This is a genomic window from Streptosporangium sp. NPDC000239, assembly GCF_040300765.1.
In the GTDB taxonomy this organism is placed as follows: domain Bacteria; phylum Actinomycetota; class Actinomycetes; order Streptosporangiales; family Streptosporangiaceae; genus Streptosporangium.
Genome location: NZ_JBEPEI010000032.1, coordinates 14,748 through 40,612, shown reverse-complemented (window position 1 = coordinate 40,612; position 25,865 = coordinate 14,748). Strand labels below are relative to the sequence as shown.

The 25,865-nt window shown below is 70.8% G+C and carries 15 protein-coding genes; 8 read left to right on the top strand and 7 right to left on the bottom strand.

The window, feature by feature from the left end; genetic code table 11:
* Window positions 1-430: 430 nt before the first annotated feature.
* Both ABT340_RS40755 and gntD read right to left on the bottom strand, forming a co-directional pair.
* Window positions 431-9,922, bottom strand: a complete 9,492-nt coding sequence (locus ABT340_RS40755; protein ID WP_352016304.1) for a non-ribosomal peptide synthetase — start codon at window positions 9,920-9,922, stop codon at window positions 431-433.
* Between the two features lie 29 nt (window positions 9,923-9,951).
* Entirely contained in the window at window positions 9,952-10,980 is a 1,029-nt protein-coding gene (gntD, locus tag ABT340_RS40750; RefSeq protein ID WP_352016303.1) for a guanitoxin biosynthesis L-enduracididine beta-hydroxylase GntD, read from the bottom strand.
* 334 nt (window positions 10,981-11,314) lie between these two features.
* Here gntD and ABT340_RS40745 point away from each other — a divergent pair, with 334 nt between their 5' ends.
* A complete protein-coding gene (locus ABT340_RS40745) occupies window positions 11,315-12,337 on the top strand; it encodes a hypothetical protein (protein ID WP_352016302.1) in 1,023 nt (340 codons plus the stop codon).
* Here ABT340_RS40745 and ABT340_RS40740 read toward each other — a convergent pair.
* From ABT340_RS40740 to ABT340_RS40730, 3 genes are read right to left on the bottom strand one after another with little or no spacing between them, the layout of a single operon-like run.
* Entirely contained in the window at window positions 12,303-13,247 is a 945-nt protein-coding gene (locus ABT340_RS40740; protein WP_352016301.1) for a TauD/TfdA family dioxygenase, read from the bottom strand. The genes ABT340_RS40745 and ABT340_RS40740 overlap by 35 nt on opposite strands.
* Window positions 13,248-13,250: 3 nt before the next feature.
* Complete coding sequence (locus ABT340_RS40735; RefSeq protein ID WP_352016300.1) at window positions 13,251-13,475, bottom strand: MbtH family protein; 225 nt, start codon at window positions 13,473-13,475, stop codon at window positions 13,251-13,253.
* Window positions 13,476-13,497: 22 nt separating this feature from the next.
* Window positions 13,498-14,397, bottom strand: coding sequence for an ArsR/SmtB family transcription factor (locus ABT340_RS40730; RefSeq protein WP_352016299.1), 900 nt, complete (start codon window positions 14,395-14,397; stop codon window positions 13,498-13,500).
* A 469-nt stretch (window positions 14,398-14,866) separates the two neighbouring features.
* Between ABT340_RS40730 and ABT340_RS40725 the strand changes: the two genes are divergently transcribed.
* A complete protein-coding gene (locus ABT340_RS40725) occupies window positions 14,867-15,028 on the top strand; it encodes a tryptophan 7-halogenase (protein WP_352016298.1) in 162 nt (53 codons plus the stop codon).
* A 288-nt stretch (window positions 15,029-15,316) separates the two neighbouring features.
* Here the strand turns inward: ABT340_RS40725 and ABT340_RS40720 are convergent, their stop codons facing one another.
* Window positions 15,317-16,813, bottom strand: coding sequence for a glycosyltransferase family 39 protein (locus ABT340_RS40720; RefSeq protein ID WP_352016297.1), 1,497 nt, complete (start codon window positions 16,811-16,813; stop codon window positions 15,317-15,319).
* 263 nt (window positions 16,814-17,076) lie between these two features.
* Here ABT340_RS40720 and mppP point away from each other — a divergent pair, with 263 nt between their 5' ends.
* Genes mppP through mppR form a run of 3 tightly spaced genes read left to right on the top strand, consistent with a single transcriptional unit; the run spans window position 17,077 to window position 20,293 of the window.
* On the top strand, window positions 17,077-18,159 hold the full coding sequence (mppP, locus tag ABT340_RS40715; RefSeq protein ID WP_352016296.1) for an enduracididine biosynthesis enzyme MppP: 1,083 nt from the start codon (window positions 17,077-17,079) through the stop codon (window positions 18,157-18,159).
* Entirely contained in the window at window positions 18,156-19,472 is a 1,317-nt protein-coding gene (locus ABT340_RS40710; RefSeq protein ID WP_352016295.1) for an aminotransferase class I/II-fold pyridoxal phosphate-dependent enzyme, read from the top strand. Before mppP ends, ABT340_RS40710 begins: the two co-directional genes overlap by 4 nt.
* Window positions 19,469-20,293, top strand: a complete 825-nt coding sequence (mppR, locus tag ABT340_RS40705) for an enduracididine biosynthesis enzyme MppR (protein WP_352016294.1) — start codon at window positions 19,469-19,471, stop codon at window positions 20,291-20,293. Before ABT340_RS40710 ends, mppR begins: the two co-directional genes overlap by 4 nt.
* A 181-nt stretch (window positions 20,294-20,474) precedes the next feature.
* Here mppR and ABT340_RS40700 read toward each other — a convergent pair whose 3' ends face one another.
* Window positions 20,475-21,227, bottom strand: a complete 753-nt coding sequence (locus tag ABT340_RS40700; protein ID WP_352016293.1) for an NYN domain-containing protein — start codon at window positions 21,225-21,227, stop codon at window positions 20,475-20,477.
* A gap of 670 nt (window positions 21,228-21,897) precedes the next feature.
* Between ABT340_RS40700 and ABT340_RS40695 the strand changes: the two genes are divergently transcribed.
* The 3 genes from ABT340_RS40695 to ABT340_RS40685 all read left to right on the top strand — a co-directional run bounded on the left by ABT340_RS40695 (window position 21,898) and on the right by ABT340_RS40685 (window position 25,742).
* Window positions 21,898-22,284, top strand: a complete 387-nt coding sequence (locus tag ABT340_RS40695; protein ID WP_352016292.1) for a hypothetical protein — start codon at window positions 21,898-21,900, stop codon at window positions 22,282-22,284.
* A complete protein-coding gene (locus ABT340_RS40690) occupies window positions 22,281-23,096 on the top strand; it encodes a DUF6544 family protein (protein ID WP_352016291.1) in 816 nt (271 codons plus the stop codon). The genes ABT340_RS40695 and ABT340_RS40690 overlap by 4 nt, the downstream gene beginning before the upstream one ends.
* A 180-nt stretch (window positions 23,097-23,276) precedes the next feature.
* Window positions 23,277-25,742 (top strand): cation-translocating P-type ATPase, encoded by a 2,466-nt coding sequence (locus ABT340_RS40685; RefSeq protein ID WP_352016290.1) that lies wholly within the window; start codon window positions 23,277-23,279, stop codon window positions 25,740-25,742.
* The last annotated feature ends 123 nt before the right edge of the window (window positions 25,743-25,865 follow it).

Below are 25,865 nucleotides of genomic sequence, written 5' to 3'. Positions count from 1 at the left end.
TAACCCGTCTGATCACTCATCGCCGAAACAGCGGTGAGCAGGCTGTGAACCCCTGGAGGCGGACTTCCGGTACAACCGATCTTTTCAACGCCGGCCCGGCGGTTCCAGGGCCTTGAATCGACGGCTAAAGAGCCAGCTCAACGGCCACCTCCGACGAAAAGCAGGAAAACGCGCCATCGCCGGGCGCAAAAAGGCGGTTGCTCCGCCAGCGAAATGAGCGCCCTGTGCAGGGCTGTCGTAAAGCGCGGCAACGGGGGCGGTTTTCCGAAGACCGCTGGGAAAGGCATGACCTCCCCGGCGAAGACGGTCGAATTCCTGAGGCGGCGACGTGAGGACATCGTCGGGTGATCGGAGCCGCCGCGCCCCTACGACGCCAAGAGGCGCCGCGGGAACGTCCACAGGCAGGTGCGGCGGCGCGGGGGTGAGTCGTTCACGACTCGCGCGCCGCCGCTTCGAGCTGGTCCAGGATCCTGTCCTGGACCAGCTCGGACAGCTCGGCCACGGTCGGCGCCACGAACACGTCGGCCGGGGACAAACTCACCCCGAAGGCCGGGCGCATCCGCGACGTCACCCGCAGACTTGAGATGGAGTCACCGCCGAGCATGAAGAAGTCGTCGTGCGCGCCGATCTCGTCCAGGCCGAGCACCTGCTCCCAGATACGGCACAGCGCCTCCTCCGTGGGGTTGCGCGGCGCGACGTGCTCGCCCGCGCGCTCGGGCTCGCGCGGCGACTCGGGCAGCGCGCCGCGGTCGACCTTGCCGTTGCGGTTGAGCGGCAGCCGCTCCAGGAACACGAACGCCGACGGCACCATGTACGCAGGCAGCCGCGCACCCAGTTCCTTCGCCAGTACCTCACCCCGCGGCTTCTGCCCGGCCGCGGGCACCACGTACGCGACCAGCGTCTTGCGTCCGCCCGAGCCCTCCCTGGCCACGACCACGGCCTCGGCCACACCAGGACGGTCGAGCAGCGCGGACTCGATCTCGCCCGGCTCGATGCGGAACCCCCGGATCTTCACCTGGTCGTCCACCCGGCCGAGGAAGTGCAGGTCGCCGTCCGCCGTCCACCTGACCCGGTCGCCCGTGCGGTACATGCGCTCACCGGGCGGCCCGTACGGGTCGGCCACGAAGCGCTCGGCCGTCAGCCCGGCCCTGCCGAAGTACCCTCTGGCCAGGCCGCTGCCCGCGAGGTAGAGCTCGCCCGGCGCGCCGACGGGCACGGGCGACAGGTTGTGGTCGAGCACGTAGGCACGGGTGTTGTCCACCGGCCGTCCGACGGGAGCCAGCCCCGCCCGCGCCAGCTCGGGCGTCAGCTCTCCGGTGAGGGCGAACGTCGTCGTCTCCGTCGGCCCGTACCCGTTGTGCACCCGCGTGCCCGGGCAGTGGGCCGTGACCCGCGACACCGCCGAGGGCGCGACCGCGTCGCCGCCCGCCAGCACCTCACGCATCCCGGCGAAGCACTCCGGCGACTCCTCGGCGAACAGCTTGAACAGCGCGGCCGTGACGAACGTCGCCGTCACGCCGTGCTCGGCCACCAGCGACCGCAGCCCTTGCGCGTCCAGCTCGCCCGTGGCCACCACGACCTGGCCGCCGGTCAGCAGCGGCGCCCACATCTCGTACGTGGCCGCGTCGAAGGCGTGCGGAGAATGGAACAGCACACGCTCGTGCCCGGACCGCCACCGACTGTCCCAGGCCAGGCTGACGACGCCCCTGTGGGTGATCGCGACGCCCTTGGGCTCGCCGGTCGAGCCTGAGGTGTACATCACGTACGCGAGCTGGTCGGGCGGCGTGCTCGCCGGGATCGGGCCGTCGGCGGCGGGCTCGTCGCCGATCCGGACGACGGGCACGCCGAGCTCGCCCGCCCTGTCCGCCATCGCGGAATCGGTGAGCACGGCCGCCGAGCGGGTGTCGTTCAGGATCCAGCGCAGGCGGTCCGGTGGGAAGCCGGGGTGCAGCGGCACGTACGCGGCGCCCGCCTTGAGCACCGCCAGCGTCGAGACGATCGCGTCAGCCGTACGCGCCTGCAGTATCGCCACCCGCGACCCCGGCCGCACCCCCACCCCGGACAGGACACGGGCCAGCTCGTCCGATCGGCGGTCGAGCCCGGCGTAGGTGATGGGGTCGCCGTCCCCCCGCAGCGCCACCGCGTCCGGCATGGCACGCGCCCGCTCGGAGAACAGCTCGTGCACCGCGCGCTCAGGGTAGTCGCGGGCCGTGTCGTTCCACTCGGCCAGCGTCCGCCGTCGTTCGCCGGGATCGAGCGCGGTCAGCGTCCCCACATGAGCCCCCACCCGGGCCCCCGCCTGGGCCGCCATCTGGGTCAGCAGGGCCTTCAGACCTTCGCCCAGCCGCCGCACGGTCGCCTCGTCGAACAGCGCCTGGTCGTAGAGCAGCACGAACTCCAGTTCGCCGCCCGGGTAGACGACGAGGCTGAGCGGGTAGCCGTTCGCCTCGGCGGCGTCCACGCCGCTCAGCCGTGCCTCCCGCGCCTCGATCGGGTAGTTCTCGAACACGATCGTGCTGTCGAACAGCGAGGTGCCCGGCGGCAGCCCGGTCCACGACCTGATCCGCGCCGGCGAGACCGCCTCGTGCCCGCGCGCCCGCGCCTGAGCCTGCTGCAACTCGCTCAGCCAGGACAGCAACGGCCGAGCACCGTCCACGAGCACGCGCACCGGCAGGGTCTGGATGAAGATGCCGATCATGGACTCGGCTCCGGCCAGCTCTTCCGGCCGGCCCGACGTCGTGGCGCCGAAGCACACCTCCCGCTCGCCGCTGTGCTGCGACAGCAGGATGGACCACGCGCCCTGCACGAGCGTGTTGAGCGTCAGCCCGCCCTCACCCGCAAGCGCGGCCAGCCGCCGGGTGACCTCGGACGGCAGGCCGGTACGCAGGCGCTCGGCCGCCTTCGGCCGATACCGCGGCGCGGGGGCCCGGTCGTAGGGGAGCGGCGTCGGCGCGGTGAACCCGGCCAGGGCCGCGCGCCAATGCTCCTCGTCCGCCGCCGGATCCCTGGACAGCAGCCACTCGACGTAGTCGCCGAACGGGCGTCGCGGCTCGGGCCGCCAGGTGACGCCTTCGCGCAGCGCGGTATGGGCCGACAGCACGTCGGGCAGCAGTCGGTGCACGCTCCAGCCGTCCAGCAGCACGTGGTGCAGGGTCCACACGACGTGGACGCGGGTGTCCGACACGCGGATGAGCGCCAGCCTGCACAGCGGCGGCTCGGCGAAGTCGAGCGGCTCGGCCCTGTCGGCGGCCAGCAGCGCGGCCAGCCGGGCCCGCCGCTCCTCCGCAGGCAGAGCCCGCCAGTCATGGTGCGTGACCGGCAGCCCGGCCTGGTGGCGCACGATCTGTACGGGCGTGTCGAGACCTTCCCACGCCAGGCCCGTGCGCAGGATCGGCGTGTGGTCCACCACCGCCTGCCAGGCCATGGCCAGTGCCTCGGGGTCGTCCACGTCGTCGACGTCCATCTCGAACTGCGCCAGGTAGAGGTCGTCGCCGGAGGCCAGGCAGTCGTACAGCATGCCGTTCTGGGTGGGCGTAAGCGGGTAGACGGCGGCGATGGTGCGGCCCGTACCCGCCAGCCGGTCGACGGCCGCCTGGTCCAGGCGCGCCAGCGGGTAGTCCGACGGGGTACGGCCGCCCGCGTCGGGTTCGGCGCAGTGGCGTACGAGGCGGGTGACGTTCGCGGCGAAATCGGCCGCCAGTCGCTCGACGGTGGCATCGTCGTGCAGGTTTGACGAGTACTCCCACGTCAGTTCGAGTCGTCCGTCGCGGATCGCGCCGATCACGTCGATCGCGTGTGGCCGGCTGTCGCCCGGGTCCTGGAACAGGCCGATCGGCTCGACCTCACGGTAGAGCCCGCCGCCCGTCGGCGGGTCGAAGCGGCCCAGGTAGTTGAAGCAGATCCCGGGACGGCAGTCTGGCACGGTGCCGCGCAGGTAACGCAGCACGCCGTAGCCGAGCCCGCGCTTCGGCACGGCCCGTACCTGCTCCTTCACGGACTTGATCAGCTCACTCCAGCCGGCGTCCCGGATCGTCAGCGCCAGCGGGAAGTACGTGGTGAACCAGCCGGTCGTACGCGACAGGTCGACGTCGGGGATGATCTCCTCCCGGCCGTGGCCCTCCATGCCGAGCACGAGATCCCCGTGTCCTGTCCAGTCGGTGACCGTGCGGGCCAGCGCGGCGAGCAGCACCTCGATGATCTCCGTGTGGTAGACGTCGGGGACGTCGCGCAGCAGCGCCCGGGTGACGTCCCCGTCGAGCGCGGCCGTCACCTGCCGTCCCGAGGCCACGGTGTCGGCGCCCGCACGGTCCAGGGGGATCGCCGTCGTGCGCGCGGCGACGTCCGCCCAGTGGGGTCTCTCGTCGTCGAACGCGCCGGTCTCCGCGTGGGCGGCCAGCGCCCTGCTCCACCGCGCGAACGACGTGCCGCGCGGGCCGAGATCGATCGGCTCGCCCCGGACGGCCTGGCCGTAGGCGGTGTTCAGGTCATCGAGCAGCACGCGCCAGGACACGCCGTCCACGACGAGGTGGTGCGCGCTCAACAGCAACCGAGGCCGCCCGGCCCCGGTGAACAGCACGGCCACCATCGCGGGGCCGTTCTCGACGTCGACGCTCCGGTGCGCGGCCTCGATCTCGCAGGCGAGGGCGTCGCCGCCGACCGTTACCCGCCGAAGGCGTCCGGTGTCCTCCACGGTCCGCTGCGTTCCTGCCCGAAGCCTGGTACGCAGTGCCGCGTGGTGCTCGACCAGGGCGCGCACCGCGGATTCGAGCGCGTCGGCGTCCACGTTCTCGTCCAGTTCGGCGGTCACGTACTGCTGGAACACGCCGGGCGCGGTGAACCGGTCGTACAGGAAGTGCTGGATCGGGGTGAGCGGCGCGGTCACGTCGCCCGGCTCCTCCTCCACACGCTCGGCGGCCCGCTGTACGTGTGGGGCGAGCGCCTCGACCGTCTGCCACCGGAACAGGTCACGCGAGGTGAACCGCAGTCCGGCGGCGCGTGCCTTCGACACCGTCTGGATGGCGAGGATGGAGTCGCCGCCCAGCGCGAAGAACGAGTCCCGCGCGCCCACTCGCTCGACGCCCAGCACCTCGCGCCAGATCCTGGCCAGTTCCCGTTGCGCCGGGCCCTCCGTCGGCACGTACGTGCCTGCCCGCTCCGGCGCGCCGGGGTCGGGCAACGCGGCCCGGTCCACCTTGCCGCGCACGGTCAGCGGGAACGCGGGCAACACCATGATCGTGGCGGGCACCATGCTGCCGGGCAGGAGAGTGGCGGCGAAGCGTCGCAGCCCTTCCGGGTCGGGCTCGCCCCGGCCCGACGGGATGACGTAGGCCGTCAGCCGGTCGCGCCCGCGGTTCGGCAGCACGACCGCGCCGCCCACCGACGGGGACCGTTGCAGCACGGCCTCGATCTCGCCCGGCTCCATGCGGATGCCACGGATCTTGACCTGGTCGTCGGTGCGGCCCAGGTATTCGAGCTCGCCGCCGGGCAGCCGCCGGACCAGGTCGCCGGTACGGTACATGCGCCCGCCCTCGGGCCCGAACGGGTCGGCCACGAACCGTTCCGCGGTCAGGTCGGCCCGGTTCAGGTACCCCCTGGCCAGGCCGGGACCGGCCACGTACAGCTCGCCCGGCACGCCTACGGGCACGGGGTTGGCGTAGGCGTCGAGCACGTACCCGGCGCTGCCCGTCACCGGCACGCCGATCGGGGGAAGCCCGTCGCCATCGGGGCCGACCTCGCCTGCCGTGGCCACCACCGTCGTCTCCGTCGGGCCGTAGTTGTTGACCAGGCGGAACGGCAGGCCGGGCCGTGGGCGGCGGCGCAGAACGTCCCCGCCGGTCAGCACCGTACGCAGGCTCGTACGCTCGATCTGCGGCACGTCGATCACGGTCTCCAGCCGAGGCGTCGGCAGGAAGCAGATCGTCGTGCCCGCGGCGGCGAACCACTCCACCAGTGCGTCGGGATCGTCGAGCGTGTCCCGGTCCGGGAAGGCCACCCGCGCGCCCGCGCACAGGTACGGCCAGACCTCCCACACCGCCGCGTCGAACCCCGGCGAGGCCACCTGTGAGGCCCGGTCCTGCGGCCCCACCCCGAAGGCCGCCACATGCCACGTGCACAGGTCCGACAGCCCTCGGTGATCGATCATGACCCCCTTGGGACGTCCCGACGAGCCGGACGTGTAGATCACGTACGCCAGGTCGTCAGGTGTCACGCTCGGGATGACGCCGCCGGTGGACTCCCCGCCGTCGCCGGGGTGGACCACCCGGACGCCCGCACGGGCCACGTCGGACAGCACGAACGGCGCCCTCGTGTCGGCCATCACGTAGGCCAGCCGGTCGCGTGGCGTGCCAGGGTCGAGCGGTACGTACGCCGCTCCCGCCTTGAGCACGGCCAGCGCCGACGTCACCATCGCCGCACCCGGTTCCATGCACACCACCACGGGCACCCCGCGTGTGACGCCCAGCGAGCCCAGGTGGCCCGCGAGCCTGCCGGCGCGCTCGTTCAGCTCGGCGTAGGTGAGCCGACCGCCCCGCCACTCCACCGCCACCGCGTCCGGCGTGCGCCGTGCCCACTCCTCGAACCGAACGTGCACGGGACGCCGGTCGCCCGGCGCACCGGTCACCGGCCCGCCGGTCGCGCCACCGCTCAGCGGCAGACGGGTCATCGGCAGCCCGGGAGCGTCCGTCACGGACTCCAGCAGCGAGACCAGGTGCCGGGCCAGGCGCTCGGCCGTCGCGGGCTCGAACAGGTCCGTGCTGTACTCGATCATCGCGTCCAGCCCGCCGTCGCCCTCGCCCTCCCGCTCGGCGAACTCCAGCGTGAGATCGAAGATCGACGATACGTGCGGCAGCTCGTGCCGTTCGGTACGCACGCCGCCGAAGTTCGGCACCTTGGGCGGGGCGTTCTGCAGCGCCACCATCGCCTGGACCAGCGGCGTCCTGCTCGGGTCCCGGTCCTCGCCCAACTCGCTCACCAGCCGCTCGAACGGCACGTCCCGGTTGTCGAACGCGTTCAGCACGTTCTCGCGTACCTCGCCGAGCAGCGCGGCGAACGTGGCGTGCTCGTTCACGGTCGAGCGCAGCACCAGCGTGTTGATGAAGCAACCGATCAGCGGATCGAACTCGGGCAGGTCGCGGCCCGACACCGGGGTGCCGACCGCCACGTCCTTCTGCCCCGCGTAGCGGGAGAGCAGGAGCTGACAGGCCGCCACCAGCGCCATGAACAACGTCGCGTCGTTGCGTGCCGCCACCCGTTCCAGCGCGGCCACCAGATCGGCGGGCACGGTGAAGCGGTACGCCGACCCCGCCCACGAGCGGACGGCCGGTCTGGGGCGGTCCGCCGGCAGGTCGAGCGGGGTGATCCCGTCGAGCCGTTCGCGCCAGTAGGCGAGCCGGCTCTCCAACTGCTCGTCGGTCCAGCGGTCGCGCTGCCAGGCGGCGTAGTCCGCGTACCGGATCGGCAACGGCGGCAGCTCGGCGCGCCGTCCGTGCCTGGCGGCGTCGTACAGCAGGCCGAGTTCGTCGGCCAGAATCCGCATCGACAGGGCGTCGATCACGCTGTGGTGCAGGCTCAGCATCAGCAGGTGGTCGTCGGCCGCCCTGCGCAGCAGCGTCATGCGCAGCACCGGCCCGGCGGCCAGGTCGAACGGCCGGGTCGTCTCCCGCAGGAGCAGCCGCTTGAGTTCTTCCTCCCCGAGCCCGGACACGTCGGTGACCGAGAGCGGCACCTCGACGTCGTCCGCGGGCCGTACGACCTGGACCGGTTCGCCCCGCACGGACCGGATGACCGTGCGCAGGGGCTCGTGCCTGGCGATGAGCTCGCCCAACGCCGTACGCAGCGCCCCGACGTCGAACGGGCCGCGCAGCCGGTAACCGAACCGGACGTTGTACTCGACGCTCTCGGGATCGTGCTCGTGGAAGAACCAGAACCGCCGCTGCGCGAAGGAGAGCGGCGCCGGGTCTCCGGACGGAAGCGGCACGATGACGTCGGACCCGCCAGGGGAGGGCCGGTCCGGGGAGGGCGCTTCGTCCGGCTTGGCCTCGTCAGGTCGCGCCGTGGGACGCTCCGTGTCCAGAGGTCCGCCTGAGCGGGACGGTTCGGTGGCGCTCGTGGAGAGGGAGGCGGCCAGGGCCTCGACGGTTCGTTTGCGGAAGACGGAGAGGGCGGGCTGGTCCGTGCCCAGCGCCTCGCGGATACGCCGGACGAGGCGGAAGGCCAGCAGCGAGTTGCCGCCGAGCGTGAAGAAGTCGTCGTTCACGCCCACCCGGTCCAGCCCCAGCATCTCGGCCCACAGCTCGGCGATCACCCGCTCCTCGTGGGTGCGCGGCGCCGTGTAGCCGGTGTCCGCGCCGTCCTCCCGGCTGGGCGCGGGCAGCGCGGCCCGGTCCACCTTGCCGCTGGCGGCCAGCGGGAGCCGCTCCAGGGAGACGAACACGGAAGGGATCATGTACTCGGGAAGCGTGCGCGCGAGGAACCCGCGCAGGTGCTCGGGCGACGGGCCCGGCTCGTGGACCGGGACCACGTACGCCAGCAGGCGCTCGTCCGCCGCCGTCACCGCGGCGGCGGCCACTCCCGGATGGCCGCACAGCGCGGCCTCGACCTCGCCCGGCTCGATCCGATGCCCGCGGATCTTGATCTGGTCGTCGGCACGGCCGAGGTATTCGAGGTCGCCGGTCGGCAGGAGGCGGGCCAGGTCGCCGGTACGGTACATGCGCTCGCCCGGCGGCCCGTAGGGGTCGGCGACGAAGCGCTCGGCCGTGGCGTCGGGGCGGCCGTGGTAGCCGCGGGCCACGCCGGAGCCGGCGACGTACAGCTCGCCCTGTTCGCCCTCGCCCACGGGGCTCAGGTCGGGGCCGAGGAGGTGGACGCGGACGCCGCGCATCGGGCGGCCGATCGGCACCGGGCCGCCGGGGGAGCGGTCGCCGGGGGCGAGGCGGAAGGCCACGCAGCCGACCGTGGTCTCCGTGGGGCCGTACTCGTTGATCACCGCTGTTGCGGGACGCGCAGCCCGCAGGCGTTCGAGTGCCTCGCCGTACAGGGCCTCGCCGCCGATCACCAGGTCTTCCGTGGGCGACCGGTCGGCGGGCATCTCGTCGAGCAGGGGCAGATGGCTTGGCGTGATCTTCAGGAACGTCGGCCGGGCCGACGCGGTGTCGAGCGGGGCGACATGGACGCGTCCGCCCGCCGCGAGCGGCCCCCACAGCGTCGTCACCGACAGGTCGAACGACACCGACGAGTGCAGCGTGGCGGTTCCCGCCAGGCTCGGGTAGTCGCGCAGGCAGCAGGCCAGGTACGCCGCGAGCTGCCGCCGCTCGACCAGCACGCCCTTCGGCCGGCCGGTGGACCCGGAGGTGTAGATCGCGTACGCCAGATTCTCCCGCCGGGCGGGCCGTACGAGCGCGCGGTGTTCGTCCGGCTCCCGCCCCGGGGCGTCGTCGGCGCACAACACCTGGGCGGCGGTGACGGGCAGCCGTTCACGCAGGTGGCGCTGGGTGACGATGACGGGGGCACCGGAGTCGCCGACGACGAGGGAGAGACGGCTGGCCGGGAGGTCAGGGTCGAGCGGCAGGTACGCGGCCCCCGCCTTCAACACCCCGAGCAGGGAGACGACGAGGTCGGGGCCGCGTTCCGCGTACACGGCGACCAGCGTGTCGGCGCCCGCGCCGAGCGCGCGCAGGCGGCGGGCGAGTCGATCGGCCAGCGCGTCGAGCTCACCGTAACTGAGTGATCCGTGGCCGGGCGGCCCGTCGCCGTACCGCCCGTTGCCGTCCGGTCCGCTACCGGGGAGCGGCGCGACGGATACGGCCGTCCGCCCGGGGTCGCGCCGCACCCATCCGGCGAACAGATCGAGCAGGTCGGCCGGGTTCGCCGGGTCGGGGCGGACGGCGGGGGAGTTCTCGCGGGCGGGCGCCGTCGGGTTGTCCATGTCCGGGACTCCTAGCTCGATCCGGGTGGTCAGTAGATGACGCGGGAACGCGCGTCCAGCCGGAACTCACGAGACTTACGCAGGTCCCTGGCGACGTTCAGGCGGCGCAGCCATCGGTCGGTTCCGTCGAACCTGGCGCGGAACGGCTTGCGCCCGTGCACGGCCTTGAAATTGTCGATGATGCAGATGTCGCCAGGCTGGAGAACGACTCCTGTCATGGCTGATTCGACGGCGGAGACGAGCGCGGCGAGTGCTTTCTCATCAGCCTCGTCCTGTGTTCCTGCCATATACGAGGGATCGGCGCGAAGATAGGGGTCGTCGGGCGCGCCGAAAAGCACGGGGCCGGGCTCGGGATCGTTCAGCGCGCTCTCGACGCGTCGGTAACCGCGTTCCCGCAGGGCAGCGGTCCTGGGGTCGTCGTCGTGTGCTGTGACGCGATTGGCCGGGCGGTGCGAATCGTCGGGAAGAATGCGAAAGCGAGGCTCACGGAGCAAGGTTTCCGTGGCTTCGTCGAAGCGCAGGTCACCGACGTCGGCATATGTCGTTTCCACACGATCGTGATTGCGCAGGCACATGAGCCCGAGATAGTCGGTGCGAAGTGGGTGGAAAGCGTCCTCAGTGTGCCAGACGAGCGTTTCCTCGCTGCTCCACCCGATCTGCTCGTACTCGAATCCCTTGATCGGGAAAACGTCGTGCATAATGCGCCCGCCCTGTTGCGTGGCCCACGCGATCGGATCCCCGAGCAGGCTCGCCACCAGGAAGAACGCTATGTCCAGTACCAGCGTGGATGACGGTTCCGGCTGGTTGCGCCAGTCGGGTGGGGTCGGGCCGATTGCGTCGTCGTCGATGGGAAGACCGGACAGCACGAGGATTCCCGAAGGTTCGGAGAGCCGGAAATCGTACAGTGCCGCCCGCAGCCGGCGCGGTAACTCATCGACATGGGTACGGCTCACGTCCTGGAATTCCGCTGATTCCACGCTCGGGTGCCGCAGGGCCAGTTCGCTCGCCAGATCGAGGATCGCAGCCGCCTCGTCCGGGCGTAGCTCGAATGTTGACACAAGTCACTCCCTTCGCTGACAACGGTCGTGGTTGCTCAGCACATCTCGTGGTCAAGAATCAAGGATGTGGTCGCGCTGTTCAATGTGTTTGAGCCAGGGGTGAAACAGCGCAGTCACCGTGACGTGTGATAGCGTGACTCAAAGGAATTGCATGCGCGAGCCCATTGCGCGAGCGCGTGCCGGTCGGCTGCGGGACCTTTGCGCGATACGGCTGATTTCCGGTCCGGCGGCTCAGGTGAAAAATTCGTCGTCGGCGCCGCCCGCGGCGTCCGCGTCATGGAAAAGGCCCAGGAAAAGGTACTGATGATCTCACCGCCATGAAGGAGGTCCATCGGTGCGCCGATCAGGATTGGCCCGTGTCACCAGTGCGGCGACCCATCTTCAGGTCTTCGCCATCGCGGGCATCAGCGCGGTGCTGCTCATCCGCACCTATCTGGCGAGCACCGGCTACCCGCGGCTCGGCGGCGGCGACCTGCATGTCGCGCACGTGCTGTGGGGCGGCCTGCTGATGGCGACCGGGCTGGTCGTCACCCTCACCTTCCTCGGCCAGGGGGCGCGCATGGGGGCGGCGCTGCTCGGCGGGGCGGGGTTCGGCACGTTCGCCGATGAGGTGGGCAAGTTCGTGACCACGAGCAACGACTACTTCTACCGGCCCGCCGCGGGGATCATCTATGTGACGTTCGCGGCGCTGGTGATGCTGGCCCAGTGGCTCAAGGCCCGCACCGCCTACACCGGCACCGAGCGCACGGCGAACGCCATGAACACCGCCCTCGCCGGCACGATCTCCGGGCTGACGGCGGAGCAGCGGCGCAACGCGATCCGCCTGGTGCAGGACTCCGGCGACCCGCTGGACGCCGCCACCGTCCGCCTGCTCGGCATGGTGCCGCCCAAGGAGGCGGTGGGCCGCGTGCGGTTGTGGGCGAGCGGCGCGGTGGCCTGGTTGGAACGGCTGATCCGCCACCCCGCGATGGTCGTGGTCGCGGTGGCCTACCTCGTCGTACGCGCACCGCTCCCACTCGTGGGCCTGGTACTGGAGAACTCCTACGACCGCCCCACCCTCATGGGCGAGCCCGAGCGGGGAGCGGTGATCGGGCTGGCCACCTCCGCCGCGGTCACAGTGGTGCTGTGCCTGGTCGGGGCCGCCATGCTGGGATTCTCGCGGCACGACCGCCTGACCGCCTTCCAGATCCTCAACCTGGCGATCCTGGCCGACATCCTGTTCGGCCAGGTGTTCGCATTCATCGTGAACCAGTTCTCCGCGGTGCCGGGCCTGCTCGCCGACCTGCTGGTCCTGCTGGTGATCTCCGCCAGAATCAGGCAGCTCAGGTACCAGGAGCCGGAGAACCGGCCAGGCTAGACGATGGCTCGGCCATGGCCACCGCGATCCTCCGCCTCCCCGTGTAGGGCTCGCGCCCGTGCGAGGTCAGCATGTTGTCGATGACCAGCAGGTCGTCCGGTTCGTAGTCGAAACGGCGGGACGCGGCCCGGTAGCACTTGCGCAGATGATCCATGATCTCGTCGGGGATGGGGCCGCCGTCACCGTAGTAGGTGTTGCTCGGCAACCTCTCCTCGCCGCACACCTCAAGCAGCCCCTCGCGTACGCTCTCCGGCAACGTCGTGACGTGGAAGAACGTCGCGTGGTTGAACCAGACAGGCTCGCCCGTCACCGGATGCCGGTGCACGGCGTCGCGTACGGCGCTGGTGCGCAACGCGCCGCCGTCGAGCCACTCCGCCCGCACACCGTTGCGCCTGCAGTACGCGGTCACCTCGTCGCGGTCGCAGGTGTTGAACGCCTCCCGCCACGGCATTCCGAAGTCGTCGTCATAGTTGCGCACCACCATCCAGCCACGCCGCTCGAACTCCTCGCGCACCGAGGGGTCGAGCGATGCGTACACCTCACGGGTGGAGGCCAGCGGTGTCGCGCCCAGCGAGGCGGGTGGCTGGAGGCAGTGGAAGAACAACACCATGGGCCACACGGCCTGGTAGGAGTTCTCGTTGTGGAGGAAGATCTCCTCGTCGGGCGGATAGTCGGTCGAGGTGTAGACGTTGCCCTTGATCACGCTGCGGGGTGACGATCTCTCCGTGTAGGCCAGAGGCGTGCCCGACATCGCGCGTACGGCCTCGTCGAAGCCCTCGACGCCACCGACGTCGAACCCGCGGAACAGCAGCGCTCCGTTCACCAGCAGGTTGTCGCGGATCTCCCGCACGTTCCGCGTGATCCACGCGGAGACCGGCTCGCCCGCGCCCTGGACGATCAGCGGTAGCATGATCTATTTCTGCGCCGGGTCGTTCATCGCGGCGACGAGGCTGTTCGGCCGCATGTCGATCCAGTTGGAATTGACGTAGTCGAGCGCGCTTTGCCGGTCGGTGTCGCTCAGTACGACGTTCCAGCCGCTGGGCACGTCGGCGAAGGACGGCCAGAGCGAGTGCTGGCCCTCGTCGTTGACGAGCACGTGGTAGGTGCCGTCCGGGTTCTCGAAGGGATTGTTGCTCACTGTTCCTCCTCGCGGGGGGGTTTCAGCTGCGTTGGAAGCTCGCGGGGTTTTGCAGTTGCGCCGGGAGGCGAGGCCAGTCGCCGCGCAGCAGCGCCACACCCAGGGACGTGAGGGTGTGCAGGGCCGTGTTGCGGTTGCGCGCGGTGGTGATGAGTCCCGCCTTGCGCAGCACCGCGGCGTGTTTGCTCGCGCCGGCCAGCGAGATGCCGAGCCGTTCGGAGAGCACGCCGGTGGTGCAACTGTTGGTGAGTGCCTGCATGGCCGCCGCCCTGGTGTGCCCGACCAGCGCGCCGAGCGCTTCGTCGGCGGTCATGGGCTCGGCGACGAGTTCGGTCAGCACACCGGGAGTCCACGGGACCGACACGACCAGGGCCGGCAGGCCGGTCTCCTGTTCCCTGTCCAGGAACAGGCAGTGCTTGACCTGGAGGAAGAACGACGGGCTCAGCAGCAGGCCACGCCCGTCGAGATGCACGTCCCTGTCGGTGTCGTGCGGCACCTCCAGCACCGGGGGGTTCCACATGAGCTTGGGGTGCAGGGTGTCGAGCAGGCACTCCACACCGTTGGTGATGGTGATGCGCCCGAACGTCTCGCGTTCCAGTTCCAGGTAACCGCGTACCCGGCCCCAGTAGGGCAGGACCGCGGCCTGGCAGAACGCGAGCACCGCCGAGATCGCCTGGCTGTCGGACCGGGTGTGTGTCACCACGTCGAGTAGTTCCTCGACCGGGCGGCGTTCTCGGGCCAGCCGTTCCACGTGAGCGGCCTCGCCGTTCATGCGTTCGCGCACTCCCTTGCGCCATTCGCCGGGCACGGCACCGCCGCGCCCGAACAGGTCGAGAGCGAAGACGCTCTCGGTCACCGGGCCGAGCGTCGCCGCCATGCGCAGCCGCGCCAAGTCCTCGACCGTGAAATGAATCCGCAGCACGGCGGCTCCCATTTCTCAGCAGATTTTGGCCATGATGGTGGGGCGCTGCCGTACGCGATGCTGCAGGACGCGCGCGAGCTGCGGAAATAGCACGCACAACGACCGCGGGACGCGCGTTTGTTTGGACAGCTCCCGGCCGTTGCCGAGGTCGCCGGGTAGCGAAGCCCCCTGTCATGCCCAAGCTAACTCAGCGTCCGTTGAAGAGTCAATTGCGGTTGGGTTCAGAATCGAATCACCATCCAACTGAGCCGATACAGCCGCCATGAGCCGCGCGACATGGCCGGCGTACGGCAGCTCACCGTCTGTGCCCGCAGGCGTGAAGACCCGTCTGACCGCCCTATTTAGCTACCGCGTCAATGAGCTGGAATCCCCGCGGCGCATCATGCACCCTTGAAAAGGGCGCCTCGCCAATCGCTGTTTCCTGTTTTCTCGGCGCTCACTTATCTTACGCACGGACAAGGGCAGCAGAATGGTCAGAAAAGTCGTCATCGCCGGGGGCGGCACGTCGGGCCGGATGACCGCGTCATATCTCGCGGTGGCCTCCGGCGACCGCGACGGCGTCACCCTCGTCGAAACGAGGCATGTCCCGGCCGTCGGCCACCTCGTCCACCCGCCGTCGAGTCCTTCTTGATGATCACGGCCCTGACCGGCCCGTCCTGCGCGCTCGGCCGGCGGTCCGCCGGGATATCCCGTACGAACCCGGAGCTCGTCCCGCATGACGGAGGCCCGCGATGACCGATCTCCCCTTGGCGCAAGCGTTCTCGACGGCGCCGCTCGCGGCCGGCACCCACCGGTCCCGCGCGCTGATGCCCGGCTTCCCCGGTGGCGTGGCCATCCTCGCGGCGCCGCACGGCCCGCGTGCCTGCTCGTCCCGCTCGTCCTGTTCGTCCCGGCGAAGGGCCGAGCCGTCATGACCCGGTCAGAACGTCCCCGTCCACCGCAGCTCGTCCCACATCGAGGACCACGGCCTGCGGGGCCCGACGCACACCAGCAGTTCCCTGCCCTCCTCGAAGTGCGGGACGTCGAACGTCAGCCGCCCGCGCGCCTCGCACCGCTCGAACAGCGCCGAGAACGCCGCCCGGTCCACGCCCACCGCGATGACGACGTCCTTGGCGTCCGCCGGACGGCCGAAGCCGGCGTACGCGTTGTGGCCGCTGTAGACCGGCGGCAGCCCGTACGCCGGACCGTACCGGTCGAGCGCCCCGGCCTCGCCGTAGTTCTGCGCGTACACGACGGCACGCCGCCGCTCGGATTCGGGCAGCGCCCGGTGGACGGCGGCGACCTGCGCGGCCAGGCTCGGCCAGCCGGTCTGGCCGAACTGCTCCTCACCGAGCGCGGCGAGCACGGGGTTGGCCGCGTACGTGGAGACGGGAAGGACCGGCAGCACCATCAGCGCGGCGAGCACCCCGTTGACCACCGCGGCGACGCCCAGCCACAGGCGGCGGGCGGGCGTCGCCGCGCGCACGCACCCGGCGGTCAGCAGCACCGACAGCAGGCCCTCTGTGTAGCGGGGTTCGGCCCCGAGCAGCATCAGCACCGGCACCATGACCAGGTAGGCCACCGCGACCAGCCGGTACGACCGCCACTCCGCCCGCCGCAGCAGCGCCACCAGCCCGGCGACCCAGACCGGCGCCAGGAACGGCCCGATCATCAGCACCTGCCCCACCAGGAAGTCGACCACGCCGCTGTCGCCGGAGGTGAGCACGCCGGCCATGGTGAGCTGCGGCCAGCCGTTCACCGCCTGCCACACCAGCCCTGGAGCCCCGATGAGCAGCGCGAGCGCGGCACCGCCCGCCGCCCAGCGGCTCAGCAGGATCCGCCTCGGCCCGGCGATCAGCAGCCCGGCCGCCAGCCCGACGGCGAGCAGTACCACCAGGTACTTGGCCAGCAGCCCGACCCCGGCCACGGCACCCGCCGCGAGCCAGAGCCGCTGGTCGCCGGTACGGACGATCCTGATCACCAGCCAGCAGGCCGTGACCCACACCAGGTGGTCGACGGCGGTGGGATGCAGGACGTGCCCGGCCGCGAGTGTGGCCAGCGACGCGGCCGCCGCGCAGGCGGCCAGCACCTGCCCCCGGCGTCCCGCCCCGAGCTCCCCGGCGGTCAGCCCCGCGACGAACACCGCCACACCGCCCAGTACGGCGGGCACGACGCGGATCGCGGTCAGCGAGTCACCGAACAGCGCGATCTGCGCCCAGGAGAGCAGCGGGACGAGCAGCGGCTGGTCGGCGTAACCCCAGGCGAGATGCTCTCCCGCCACCCGGAAATAGAGTTCGTCGACGTAATAGCCGGGCCCTCCGGCGTACGCCAGCAAAAGCACGGCGACGGCGCCGGAAACGATCCCGGTCCAGACCTTCGCCGATCTCGGCGAAGCGGCCTCTTTTTTCGCCGCCACAGCGGCTGTCGCGGTGTCCATCGCCATCGTCCTTCCGTGCCGTCCGAAGGAGTATCCGCTGGCGGCAGACTCTCACCGCCCAAGAGAAACGGCAACGTAATTGACTCCTGAACGAAAAACGCAGACCGTCGGGCGCGGCATCGGAGCAAACAAAGTCGTCCGCATATTCCGCGTCTCGTGAAAGTTGTCGGCACACCCACTGTGAGGTGAAAGTCATGCAGGAAATCCAGGCGACGGCGTCCCTCCCCGACACCGCCACCAGAAATCTCACCGAATTCGAATTCATGGCGTTGAACAGTCGGCTGAACATGGCCGACGGCCATGCGAGGCAGGCGCTCACCCCCGGCCAGGCCCGTATCATCGACGACCTGCCGAACCTCTTCGCCAAGACCGCGGCCAGTCCTCCGGAGGAGGTGGAGCTGGACGCCTGCCGCGCATACCTGGGCCTGCTCGGCCAGCACAGTCACCCGGGCGGCGACGGCCGCGTGCTGGCCTGTTATTCCTCCTCCGTGGCCATGGAGATCTTCGCCAGGGCAATGGTCAGGGAGGGCGGCCCCGTCGCGCTGATCCACCCGACCTTCGACAACATCCCCGACATCCTTCGCGGCGTGGGACTGCGGCTCGTCCCGCTGGAGGAGGACCGCCTGCACGAGGGCGACCTGGATCACGACCTGCTGAACTCCGTACGTTGCGTCTTCGTCACCACCCCCAACAACCCGACAGGACGCGTGCTGACAGAGGAACGGCTACGCGCGCTCGCCGCGCAGTGTGCCCGGCATAACGTGGTGCTGGCGCTCGACACGTCCTTCCGCGGCTTCGACCCGCGCGGCCACTACGACCACTACCGGGTGCTGGAGGACAGCGGGTGCCGCTGGGTCGTCATCGAGGACACCGGCAAACTGTGGCCCACGCTCGAACTGAAGATCGGCTGGCTGGTGTTCTCCGCCGAGCTGGGCCTGCCCATCCCGAAGATCTACTCCGACATCCTGCTCGGCGCGTCGCCGCTGGTCCTGGCCCTGGTGCAGCGCTTCGCCGAGGACGCCGCCGACGGCGGCCTCGCCGACCTGCACCGCTTCATCGCGGGCAACCGTGCCCACGTACGGCAGGAGCTCTCCCACCTGCCCGGCGTCGGCTTCCCTGACCTCGACAGCCGGGCCAGCGTCGAACGCGTGCACGTCGGCGACCGCTCCGCTCTGGACGTGTGGTCCGCGCTGAGCGACCAGAACGTGTACGTCCTGCCCTGCCAGAAGTTCCACTGGGCCAACCCCGCCGAGGGCGACAGCATGCTGAGGATCGCCCTCGCCCGCTCCGCAGGCCCGCTCAGCGAGGCCACACGCGCGCTGCGCCACGTACTCGCCGCCACATGACGCCGTACGTACAGGTCGCCGGCCCGCTCTCCCACACACGGCAGTGGTGGGAAGGGGTCGTCCAGTCGGTCGCCCCGCCCCATGTGATCGACCTCGGCCCCGGTTATCTCGACCCCGGCCTGCTTCCGGCCGACCTGCTCGCCGCGTCGTACGCCGGCTCCCTGGCGGCCTACGGCTCCGCGGCGCTGGCCTACGGCGACGACCGCGGAGCTCTCCCGCTGCGCACCCGGCTCGCCGCCCGCGTACGTGAGCGGGACGGCGTGCCGTGCGATCCCGCGAACGTCCTGGTCACGGCCGGAACCTCGCACGCGCTCCACCTGATCGCCACCACCCTGGCCGCCCCCGGCGACGTCGTCCTGGTGGACGAGTCCTGCTACGACCTGGGGCGGCTCATCCTCGCCGACTGCGGGCTGCGCGCATACGAGGTCGCCGGGGACGAGTACGGGATGAGCCCGTACGCCCTGGCCGCCGCCCTCGCGGAGACCCGCGGGCGCGTCGCCTTCGTCTACCTCAACCCCACCTTCCACAACCCGACCGGCCTGGTCGTCCCCCTGGAACGCCGCCACGCGCTCCTGGATGTGGCCCGGAACCACCAAACCCTGATCGTCGAGGACGACGCCTACGCCGACCTCCTCCTGAACCAGGCCCTGGACATGGAGCCGGGGCCCGATTCCGATGTCCAGGACACGCCGCCCCCGATGGCGAGCCTCGCCCGGCACCGGGGGGTGATCCGGCTGCTCACCTTCTCCAAGAGCCTCGCCCCCGGCCTCCGCCTCGGCTGGCTGGTCGCCGCTCCCGAGCTCGTGGACCGGCTCGCCGGGCACGGCGTGTTCAGGAGCGGCGGCTGCCCGAACCACACCGCCTCGCTCGCCGTCGCGACCCTCATGGAAGAAGGGCACTACGACCGCCATCTCACCTGGCTGCGTGACCGGCTCCGCGAGCGCCGCGACACCCTGGTGGACGCGCTCACCGCCCATCTGAACGACGCCTTCCTGCTGGACCGCCCGGTAGGAGGCTTCTTCGTGTGGCTGCGCTCGCACCACCCCGAACACGCCTTGATGACCGCCGCGGAACAGGCGGACGTGTACGTGGCCGCAGGCTCCCGCTTCGGCCCCGGGCGACGCCCAGCACGGCGCCCGGACGGCCACAACGGCGACCGGAGCCCCGGCGATCTCGGCCACGACGGCGGCAACCCCGTGTCCGCCGTACGACTCGCCTACAGCTTCAACGACCCCGGCCGGCTGGCCCGCGCCGTCGAGCGCCTGGCCGGTGTCTGGAACGTCATCCCCGGCAAGAGAGGACCAGGACGGTGACCACCTCACCCCCCGCCCCGCCCGCCCTGCGGACAGGAGAGCCGCACGGATACACGCTCCCGCTGTCGCCCTCCGGCCGTTCCTCCATGATCACAAAGCCCCCATGGCACTTCTCCGGAGACGTGATCATGGTCGACTACCGTGTGGACCCGGACGCGGCGGCGGGCTTCCTCCCGCCGGAATTGACGCTGGGCCCGGATCCAGGCGCGGCGGCCGCGGTGTTCGCCGAGTGGCAGTGGTGCTCGGACGACGGCGCGGAACTGGCCGACCCTGGCCGATGCGGCTTCACCGAGTTCCTGATCCTCATAGCCTGCGCCTACCGGGGCCGCAGGCTGGCACGCTGCCCGTACGCGTGGGTCGACAAGGCGGTGCCGCTCGTACGCGGGTGGATCCAGGGCATGCCGAAGCAGTTCGGCGAGGTCCACCAGATCCGGCCGGTACGAGTGGGGCGCGCAGGACCAAGGCTCGCGCCCGGCGGGCGGTTCGACGCCACGCTGTCCTCCGGCGGCAGGCGGGTCGCCGAGGCGAGCGTGACGGTGGAGTCGACGGCCGCGGAGCCGCCGCTCCTGCACACCGTCCCACTGGTGCACACCAGGTTCTTCCCCGCGTGGCTCCCGTCGGAGGAGCCGCTGTCACAGCTCGTCGTGTCGGAGGTGAGCGGTGTGGAGTTCTCCGAGCTGTGGACGGGCCGGGCCACACTGAGCTTCCCCGACGTCGCCTCCTCCGACCTCGCCGCCCTGGCGCCGGTCGAGGTGGGCAACGGCTACGTGTTCTCGTACGCCGAGACGCTTCACCATGGCAAGCCATTGGAAACCGCGTAGACCGCGACGCACGAAAGGCAGGACGCCCATCGATTGCAGATAATCGACCCGCTGAGTTGATCTCTTGTGGGAAGGCGCCGCTGCTGAGGGCGTAAGCGGTGAGGCCTGACGCCGAGTAGAGGCGTTTCCGAGTGGGTGTGATGGTGTGACCGCGACCATTCAGCGGCGTCCGTTGCGCCGTCTACAGGGCATCGGTCCGGGCCTTGTCGCGAGCGTAGACAACCGCGGTCTTTCCACCGCCGGGCATGCGACGCTCCACCTGGAACGCGTCCGTGGCGGCGAACAGGTCGCTGAACTTGGGATAGCCGTAGTTGCGGGGGTCGAAGTCAGGGCGTTGCTTGGTGACGATGTGGCCGACACTCGCAAGGTTCGCCCAGCCCTCGTCGTCGGAGGCGGCCTCCACGGCACGGCGCAGCAGGTTGATCAGGTCGGCGTCATCGGACAGGCCCCTCGGCGGGGCCGACGAGACGGGCCTGGCCCGGGCACCGGGGCGCAGGTTCTCGATGTAGATGAACTTGTCGCAGGCCGCGACGAACGGCTTGGACGTCTTGCGTTCCCCGAACCCGTACACGGTCAGCCCGGACTCGCGGATACGGGCGGCCAGACGGGTGAAGTCACTGTCGGAGGAAACGATGCAGAACCCGTCGAAGCGGCCCGTGTACAGCAGGTCCATCGCATCGATGACCATCGCGGCGTCGGTGGCGTTCTTGCCGGTGGTGTAGGCGAACTGCTGCATGGGCTGAATCGACTGGGCGAGCAGCCGATCCTTCCAGCCCTTGAGACGCGGATCCGTCCAATCGCCGTAGGCACGCTTGACGTGGGCGGTCCCATACCTGGCGACCTCAGCCAGCAGCTCCTCGATCACCGTGGGCGTGGCGTTGTCCGCATCGATCAGGACCGCCAGCTTCGCGGTGACCCCTCCGGGGTTTTCCATGGTCACAAGTACTTCTCCAGATCAGCGAACAGAGGACGGGAACAAAGCGACGCAGCGTCCTGGGCAGGCAACGCGCCTGCTTCCCCGCTCAGGCGCAGCGCGAACAATGCGATGGAGCGTCGAGCGGCTCACCGGTACTCCTTGGCGAGCTCTGCCTCGGACACCTCACCGTCAATGGAGCGATGGCGGGCGGAGCACCGCGCCGACAACGGGAGTTTAGGCTGCTTGCCCCGCCCTCGGCCACGCCTCGACTGGCCGGAGCTTGACCGCCCAGGTGACAGGTATGCCAGGTAGAGCGGGTCGATTCCGCCTGGCCGGCCAACCGCTCACGGGTCAGGCCCAGGTCCTCACGCCTTCTGCTCATCCGGCGACCCAGGTCGCCCGGGGTCGTCACGTGTTCGACCATCGAGATCCTCCCGGTGAGAGGGGAGTGGTTTCCGCTCCTGCGGTCCGCTTGCCGTCTCCTCTATCCCACCGGCGGAAGGGGGAACGGCGGGAGCCGGAAGTCCCAGACGGTCAGGCCCTTCGGCCGCTGCGCGAAACGCCACCGCACGATCAGATGGAAGCGAGAACCAAGGAGGAGGACATGCCAGCACATTTAGTGGCAGGTGCGGACGACTCATCTCCTCGCGGGCCGCGGTCGCGTGGGCTGCCGACGACGCGGCGCGGCGTGCGCACGTGGCTGCGTATCGGAGGAGGAGCCGTCCTGTTCGTCCACGGTGTCATCCACATCGCCGGGTTCCTGCTGCTGTGGAGGATCACCGAGGTGGGCGAGCTTACCTACGGGCGGATGGTGCCGGATCCCGGAACGGCCGGAGGCCGGCTGGTGGGGGTGGTGTGGCTCGGCGCGGCCGCGCTGTTCTGCTGCGCCGCCGTACTGCTGGCGGTGGGGCGTCCTGCCTGGGCGCCTACCGTGCTCGCGGCCACGGCCCTGTCGCTGCCGATCCTGCTGGCCGATCTCTCCCAGACCGGCGCGGGCGTCGTCGTGGACGTGGTCGTCCTTACGGGAGCACTGTTGGCCTTCCTGCTTGTGAGGCGTGACGGGGAGACGGCATGAACAGAACGCAGCGGTCACACCTCGAAGCGGCACTCCTGACACGGCTGCCCGCCCCTGCGGCTTTCACCGCGGCCGAGGTCGCGGAACTACCCGCGCCGGTACGCAGGCACCTCGTGGGTGCCATCGCGCCGGGCACGCCTCTGGCGATGGCCGTCCGCCTGCGCATGCGGGGCAGCATCAAGATCGGAAGGTGGCTGCCGTTCCGGGCCCGTCAGGTACTCGCCCCGCACCGGGGTTTCGTGTGGACGGCGCGCGTCGCCGCCCTCATCACCGGCTCGGACCACTACGCCGCAGGACACGGCGGCATGGACTGGAAGGTGGCCGGTCTGGTTCCCCTGGTCCACGCCGAGGGAGGCGATGTGTCCCGTTCGGCCGCGCAGCGGGCGGGAGCGGAGGCGTGCTGGGCGCCGACGGCGCTGCTGCCCCGTTTCGGGGCGACATGGTGGGCCGACGACGACACGCACATCGGCGTCAGCCACTCCGTCGACGGTGAGACGGTCCGGACCTGCTACGAACTCACCGCCGACGGCCGGATCCGGTCGTTCGTCTTCGACCGGTGGGGAGACCCGGACAACACCGGATCCTGGGGATGGCACCCCTTCGGAGGCGAGATCACGGCCTGGGCCACCTTCGGCGGTGTCACCGTCCCCAGTGCGGGAAGAGTGGGATGGTTCTTCGGCACCGGCCGCTGGGCCGAAGGGGAGTTCTTCCGGTACCGGATCACCGATCTCGCTCCGATCACGCCGGAGCGTCGTGGAACAGCCGACCGGGTTGACGGGCCGCCTGAGCGGGCCGAGAAGGACCGGTCCTGAACCGGGAGCGTGGACCGCGTTCGTGGGGCGGTCCGCACAGGGTTCCGGCGACGCCTGGGAGAGCACCAGCAGGGAAACCGGGCCCGTCCGGCAACGCACGGTGCTCAGGGGCCGAAGGTCCCGATCGTCGGTGTCCTTCGCCTCACGCTCCGGACGAAGCCATGATGATCTGCTGGACGCATGCACACCGACGCAGGCGTCACGCCTGGACTCGACGAGGCCGAGGTCGCCCAGTCGCTGAACAAGCACGGACCCAACGAACTGCCCCAACCCGATCCCCCCACGCTCCTCGCCCGCGCGGGACGACAGCTGGCCGACCCGCCGTCGATCCTGCTGCTGATCGCCGGGTTGGTGACGCTGCTCGTCCTGGCCGAGATCCCCGAAGGGGTGGCGATCCTGGCGATCCTGCTGGTCAACGTGGTCATCGGGGTCAGCCAGGAGACCAAGGCCGACCGGGCGGTCCGCGCCCTGCGCTCGCTTACCACGCCGCTGGCCAAGGTACGGCGCGGCGGCGTCACCCGGCGCGTCCCCGCCACCGAGATCGTGCCCGGCGATGTGATCGAGGTCGCGGCCGGTGACCGGGTGGCCGCCGACGCCTGCCTGATCGAGGCCACCTCCCTGGCCGTCGACGAGGCCGTACTGACGGGGGAGTCGCAGTCGGCGGCCAAACGGGCCGGCGGCGCGACCGGTTCCGGTGTCCCGCTCGGTGACCGCGACGGTGAGTTGTTCTCCGGCACCCTCGTCGTACGCGGTTCGGGGACGGCGGTGGTGGAACGGACCGGCGCCGCGACCGAGACCGGCCGCATCGCCGACGCGTTGCGGGGACGGAGCCCCAAGGGGCCGCTGGAGATCGATCTGGCGCAGGCCTCCCGGAGGATGGGCCTGCTGGCCCTGGCCGCGGGCGCGGCCATGGTGGTGATGGGCCTGACCAGGGTCGGCAGGGGAGAGGCGGCGCTGCCGGACATCGTGCTGGCCGGGGTCGCGCTGGCCATCGCCGCGGTTCCCGAGAGCCTGGCCGCCGCGGTCACCACCGCCCTGGCCCTCGGCTCCCAGCGGATGGCGAAACTGGGGGTGATCGTCCGCAGGCTCTCGGCGATCGAAGCCCTGGGAGCCACCACCGTCATCGCCTCCGACAAGACCGGAACGCTCACCACGGGCAGGCTCGCGGTCGTCGACCAGGTGACGGTCCCCGGCGCGGACCTGTGGCGGGCCGCGTTGCGTTGCAACGACGCCCGCGACGGGCTCGGCGACGCCGTCGACATCGCGCTTCAGGCGGCCGCCAGGGAAAACGGGGCACGGCTCGCCAACGGGGACGTCCGTCTGGCCACCCGGCCGTTCGACGCGGATACCCGGTCCATGGCCGTGGTGACCACCGGCCCGTTGCTGACCGTGAAGGGCGCACCGGAGGTCGTGCTGGCTCGCTGCACCGACGATGAACGGGTCAGGCACCTGGCCGGTGAGGTGGAGACCCTCGCCCGCCGGGGACTGCGTGTGCTGGCCTTCGCCGAGGCGGACACCATGGATCTTGACGTGGATGGGTTACGTCCGCTGGGCCTGGTGGGGCTGCGTGATGAGGTCAGGCCCTCGGCCCGTCAGGCGGTGGCCGACTGCCGGGCGGCCGGAATCCGGGTGGTGATGGTGACCGGAGACCATGGCGACACCGCCCGCACCGTGGCCGAGGAGGTCGGCATCGTCCCCGATCCTGTGGTCACCGGCGCCTGCCTCGACGGCGACGGCACCGGCAGGGCCGCACGGCTGCGCCGGGCGGGCGTGCTGGCCCGGGTGGATCCGGCCACCAAGCTGGAACTGGTCCGTGTGCTGCGTGAGGGCGGTGAGGTCGTCACCATGACGGGTGACGGAGTCAACGACGCCCCCGCCCTGCGCCACGCGGACGTGGGGGTGGCGATGGCCGGCGACGAGGGCACCGACGTCGCCCGGGAGGCCGCCGCCGTGGTCGTCACCAACGGTGAACTCGGCACCGTCGTCACCGGAGTGCGCGAGGGACGGCGTCTGCGCCACAACGTCTCCTCCATGATCGGCTACCTGCTGACCGGTAACCTGGCTGAGATCCTCTTGGTCCTCACCGGTCTGGTTCTCTGGCCGGATCTGATCATCCCGCTGCTTCCCGTGCACCTGCTCTGGATCAACCTGGTGCTCGACGGCATCCCCGCCATCGCTCTCGGCGTCGACAAGCCGTCGGGCGATCCACTGGCCTTGCGGCCTCCTCGTGGTGGTCTGCTGTCGAGGGCCGTGCTCGGCCGCGTCGCGGTGCGATCGCTGGTCGTGGGCCTGCTCGTGATCGCCGGGGTCGAGGCCGCGCGCCGGATGGGCTGGAGCGACGAACAGGTCCGCACCCAGGCGGTCCTGACCCTGGTCTTCGCCCGGCTCACCCTCGCCTACGTCGTACGGGCCCACCGGTGGACCTTCGAACGCGGCTGGTGGCACGGGCGCGCGCTGCTGATCGCGGTTGTCTCCACCGGCCTGCTCCAGACGCTGGTCACCCTCGTCCCGCCGCTCGGTGCGGCACTGGCGCTGGTGCCGCCGCCCTCCGCCGGATGGGCGATGGCCCTGACGGCGGCGCTGCTCACCCCGCTGCTCTGTGATCTCGCCCGGACGCTCGACGGGAAGAGACGCGGCGACCTTTGACGGGTGAATCCGGCACCACGTCCCTCACCGAAAGGCGCTCGACGTTGCCCAGCTTGGCGACGAAGCGCACCGGTTCCTCGACGGCGGCCGGATCCTCGGTGAGGCCGGGTACGAGGACGAAGC

Bases quoted from the DNA above. Each gene is read 5' to 3' on its own strand.
- ABT340_RS40685 (WP_352016290.1), top strand. From the start codon at position 23,277: ATGCACACCGACGCAGGCGTCACGCCTGGACTCGACGAGGCCGAGGTC.
- ABT340_RS40725 (WP_352016298.1), top strand. From the start codon at position 14,867: ATGGTCAGAAAAGTCGTCATCGCCGGGGGCGGCACGTCGGGCCGGATG.
- ABT340_RS40710 (WP_352016295.1), top strand. From the start codon at position 18,156: ATGACGCCGTACGTACAGGTCGCCGGCCCGCTCTCCCACACACGGCAG.
- ABT340_RS40755 (WP_352016304.1), bottom strand. From the start codon at position 9,922: ATGGACAACCCGACGGCGCCCGCCCGCGAGAACTCCCCCGCCGTCCGC.
- ABT340_RS40740 (WP_352016301.1), bottom strand. From the start codon at position 13,247: ATGCTACCGCTGATCGTCCAGGGCGCGGGCGAGCCGGTCTCCGCGTGG.
- mppP (WP_352016296.1), top strand. From the start codon at position 17,077: ATGGCGTTGAACAGTCGGCTGAACATGGCCGACGGCCATGCGAGGCAG.
- ABT340_RS40720 (WP_352016297.1), bottom strand. From the start codon at position 16,813: ATGGACACCGCGACAGCCGCTGTGGCGGCGAAAAAAGAGGCCGCTTCG.
- ABT340_RS40700 (WP_352016293.1), bottom strand. From the start codon at position 21,227: ATGGAAAACCCCGGAGGGGTCACCGCGAAGCTGGCGGTCCTGATCGAT.
- ABT340_RS40690 (WP_352016291.1), top strand. From the start codon at position 22,281: ATGAACAGAACGCAGCGGTCACACCTCGAAGCGGCACTCCTGACACGG.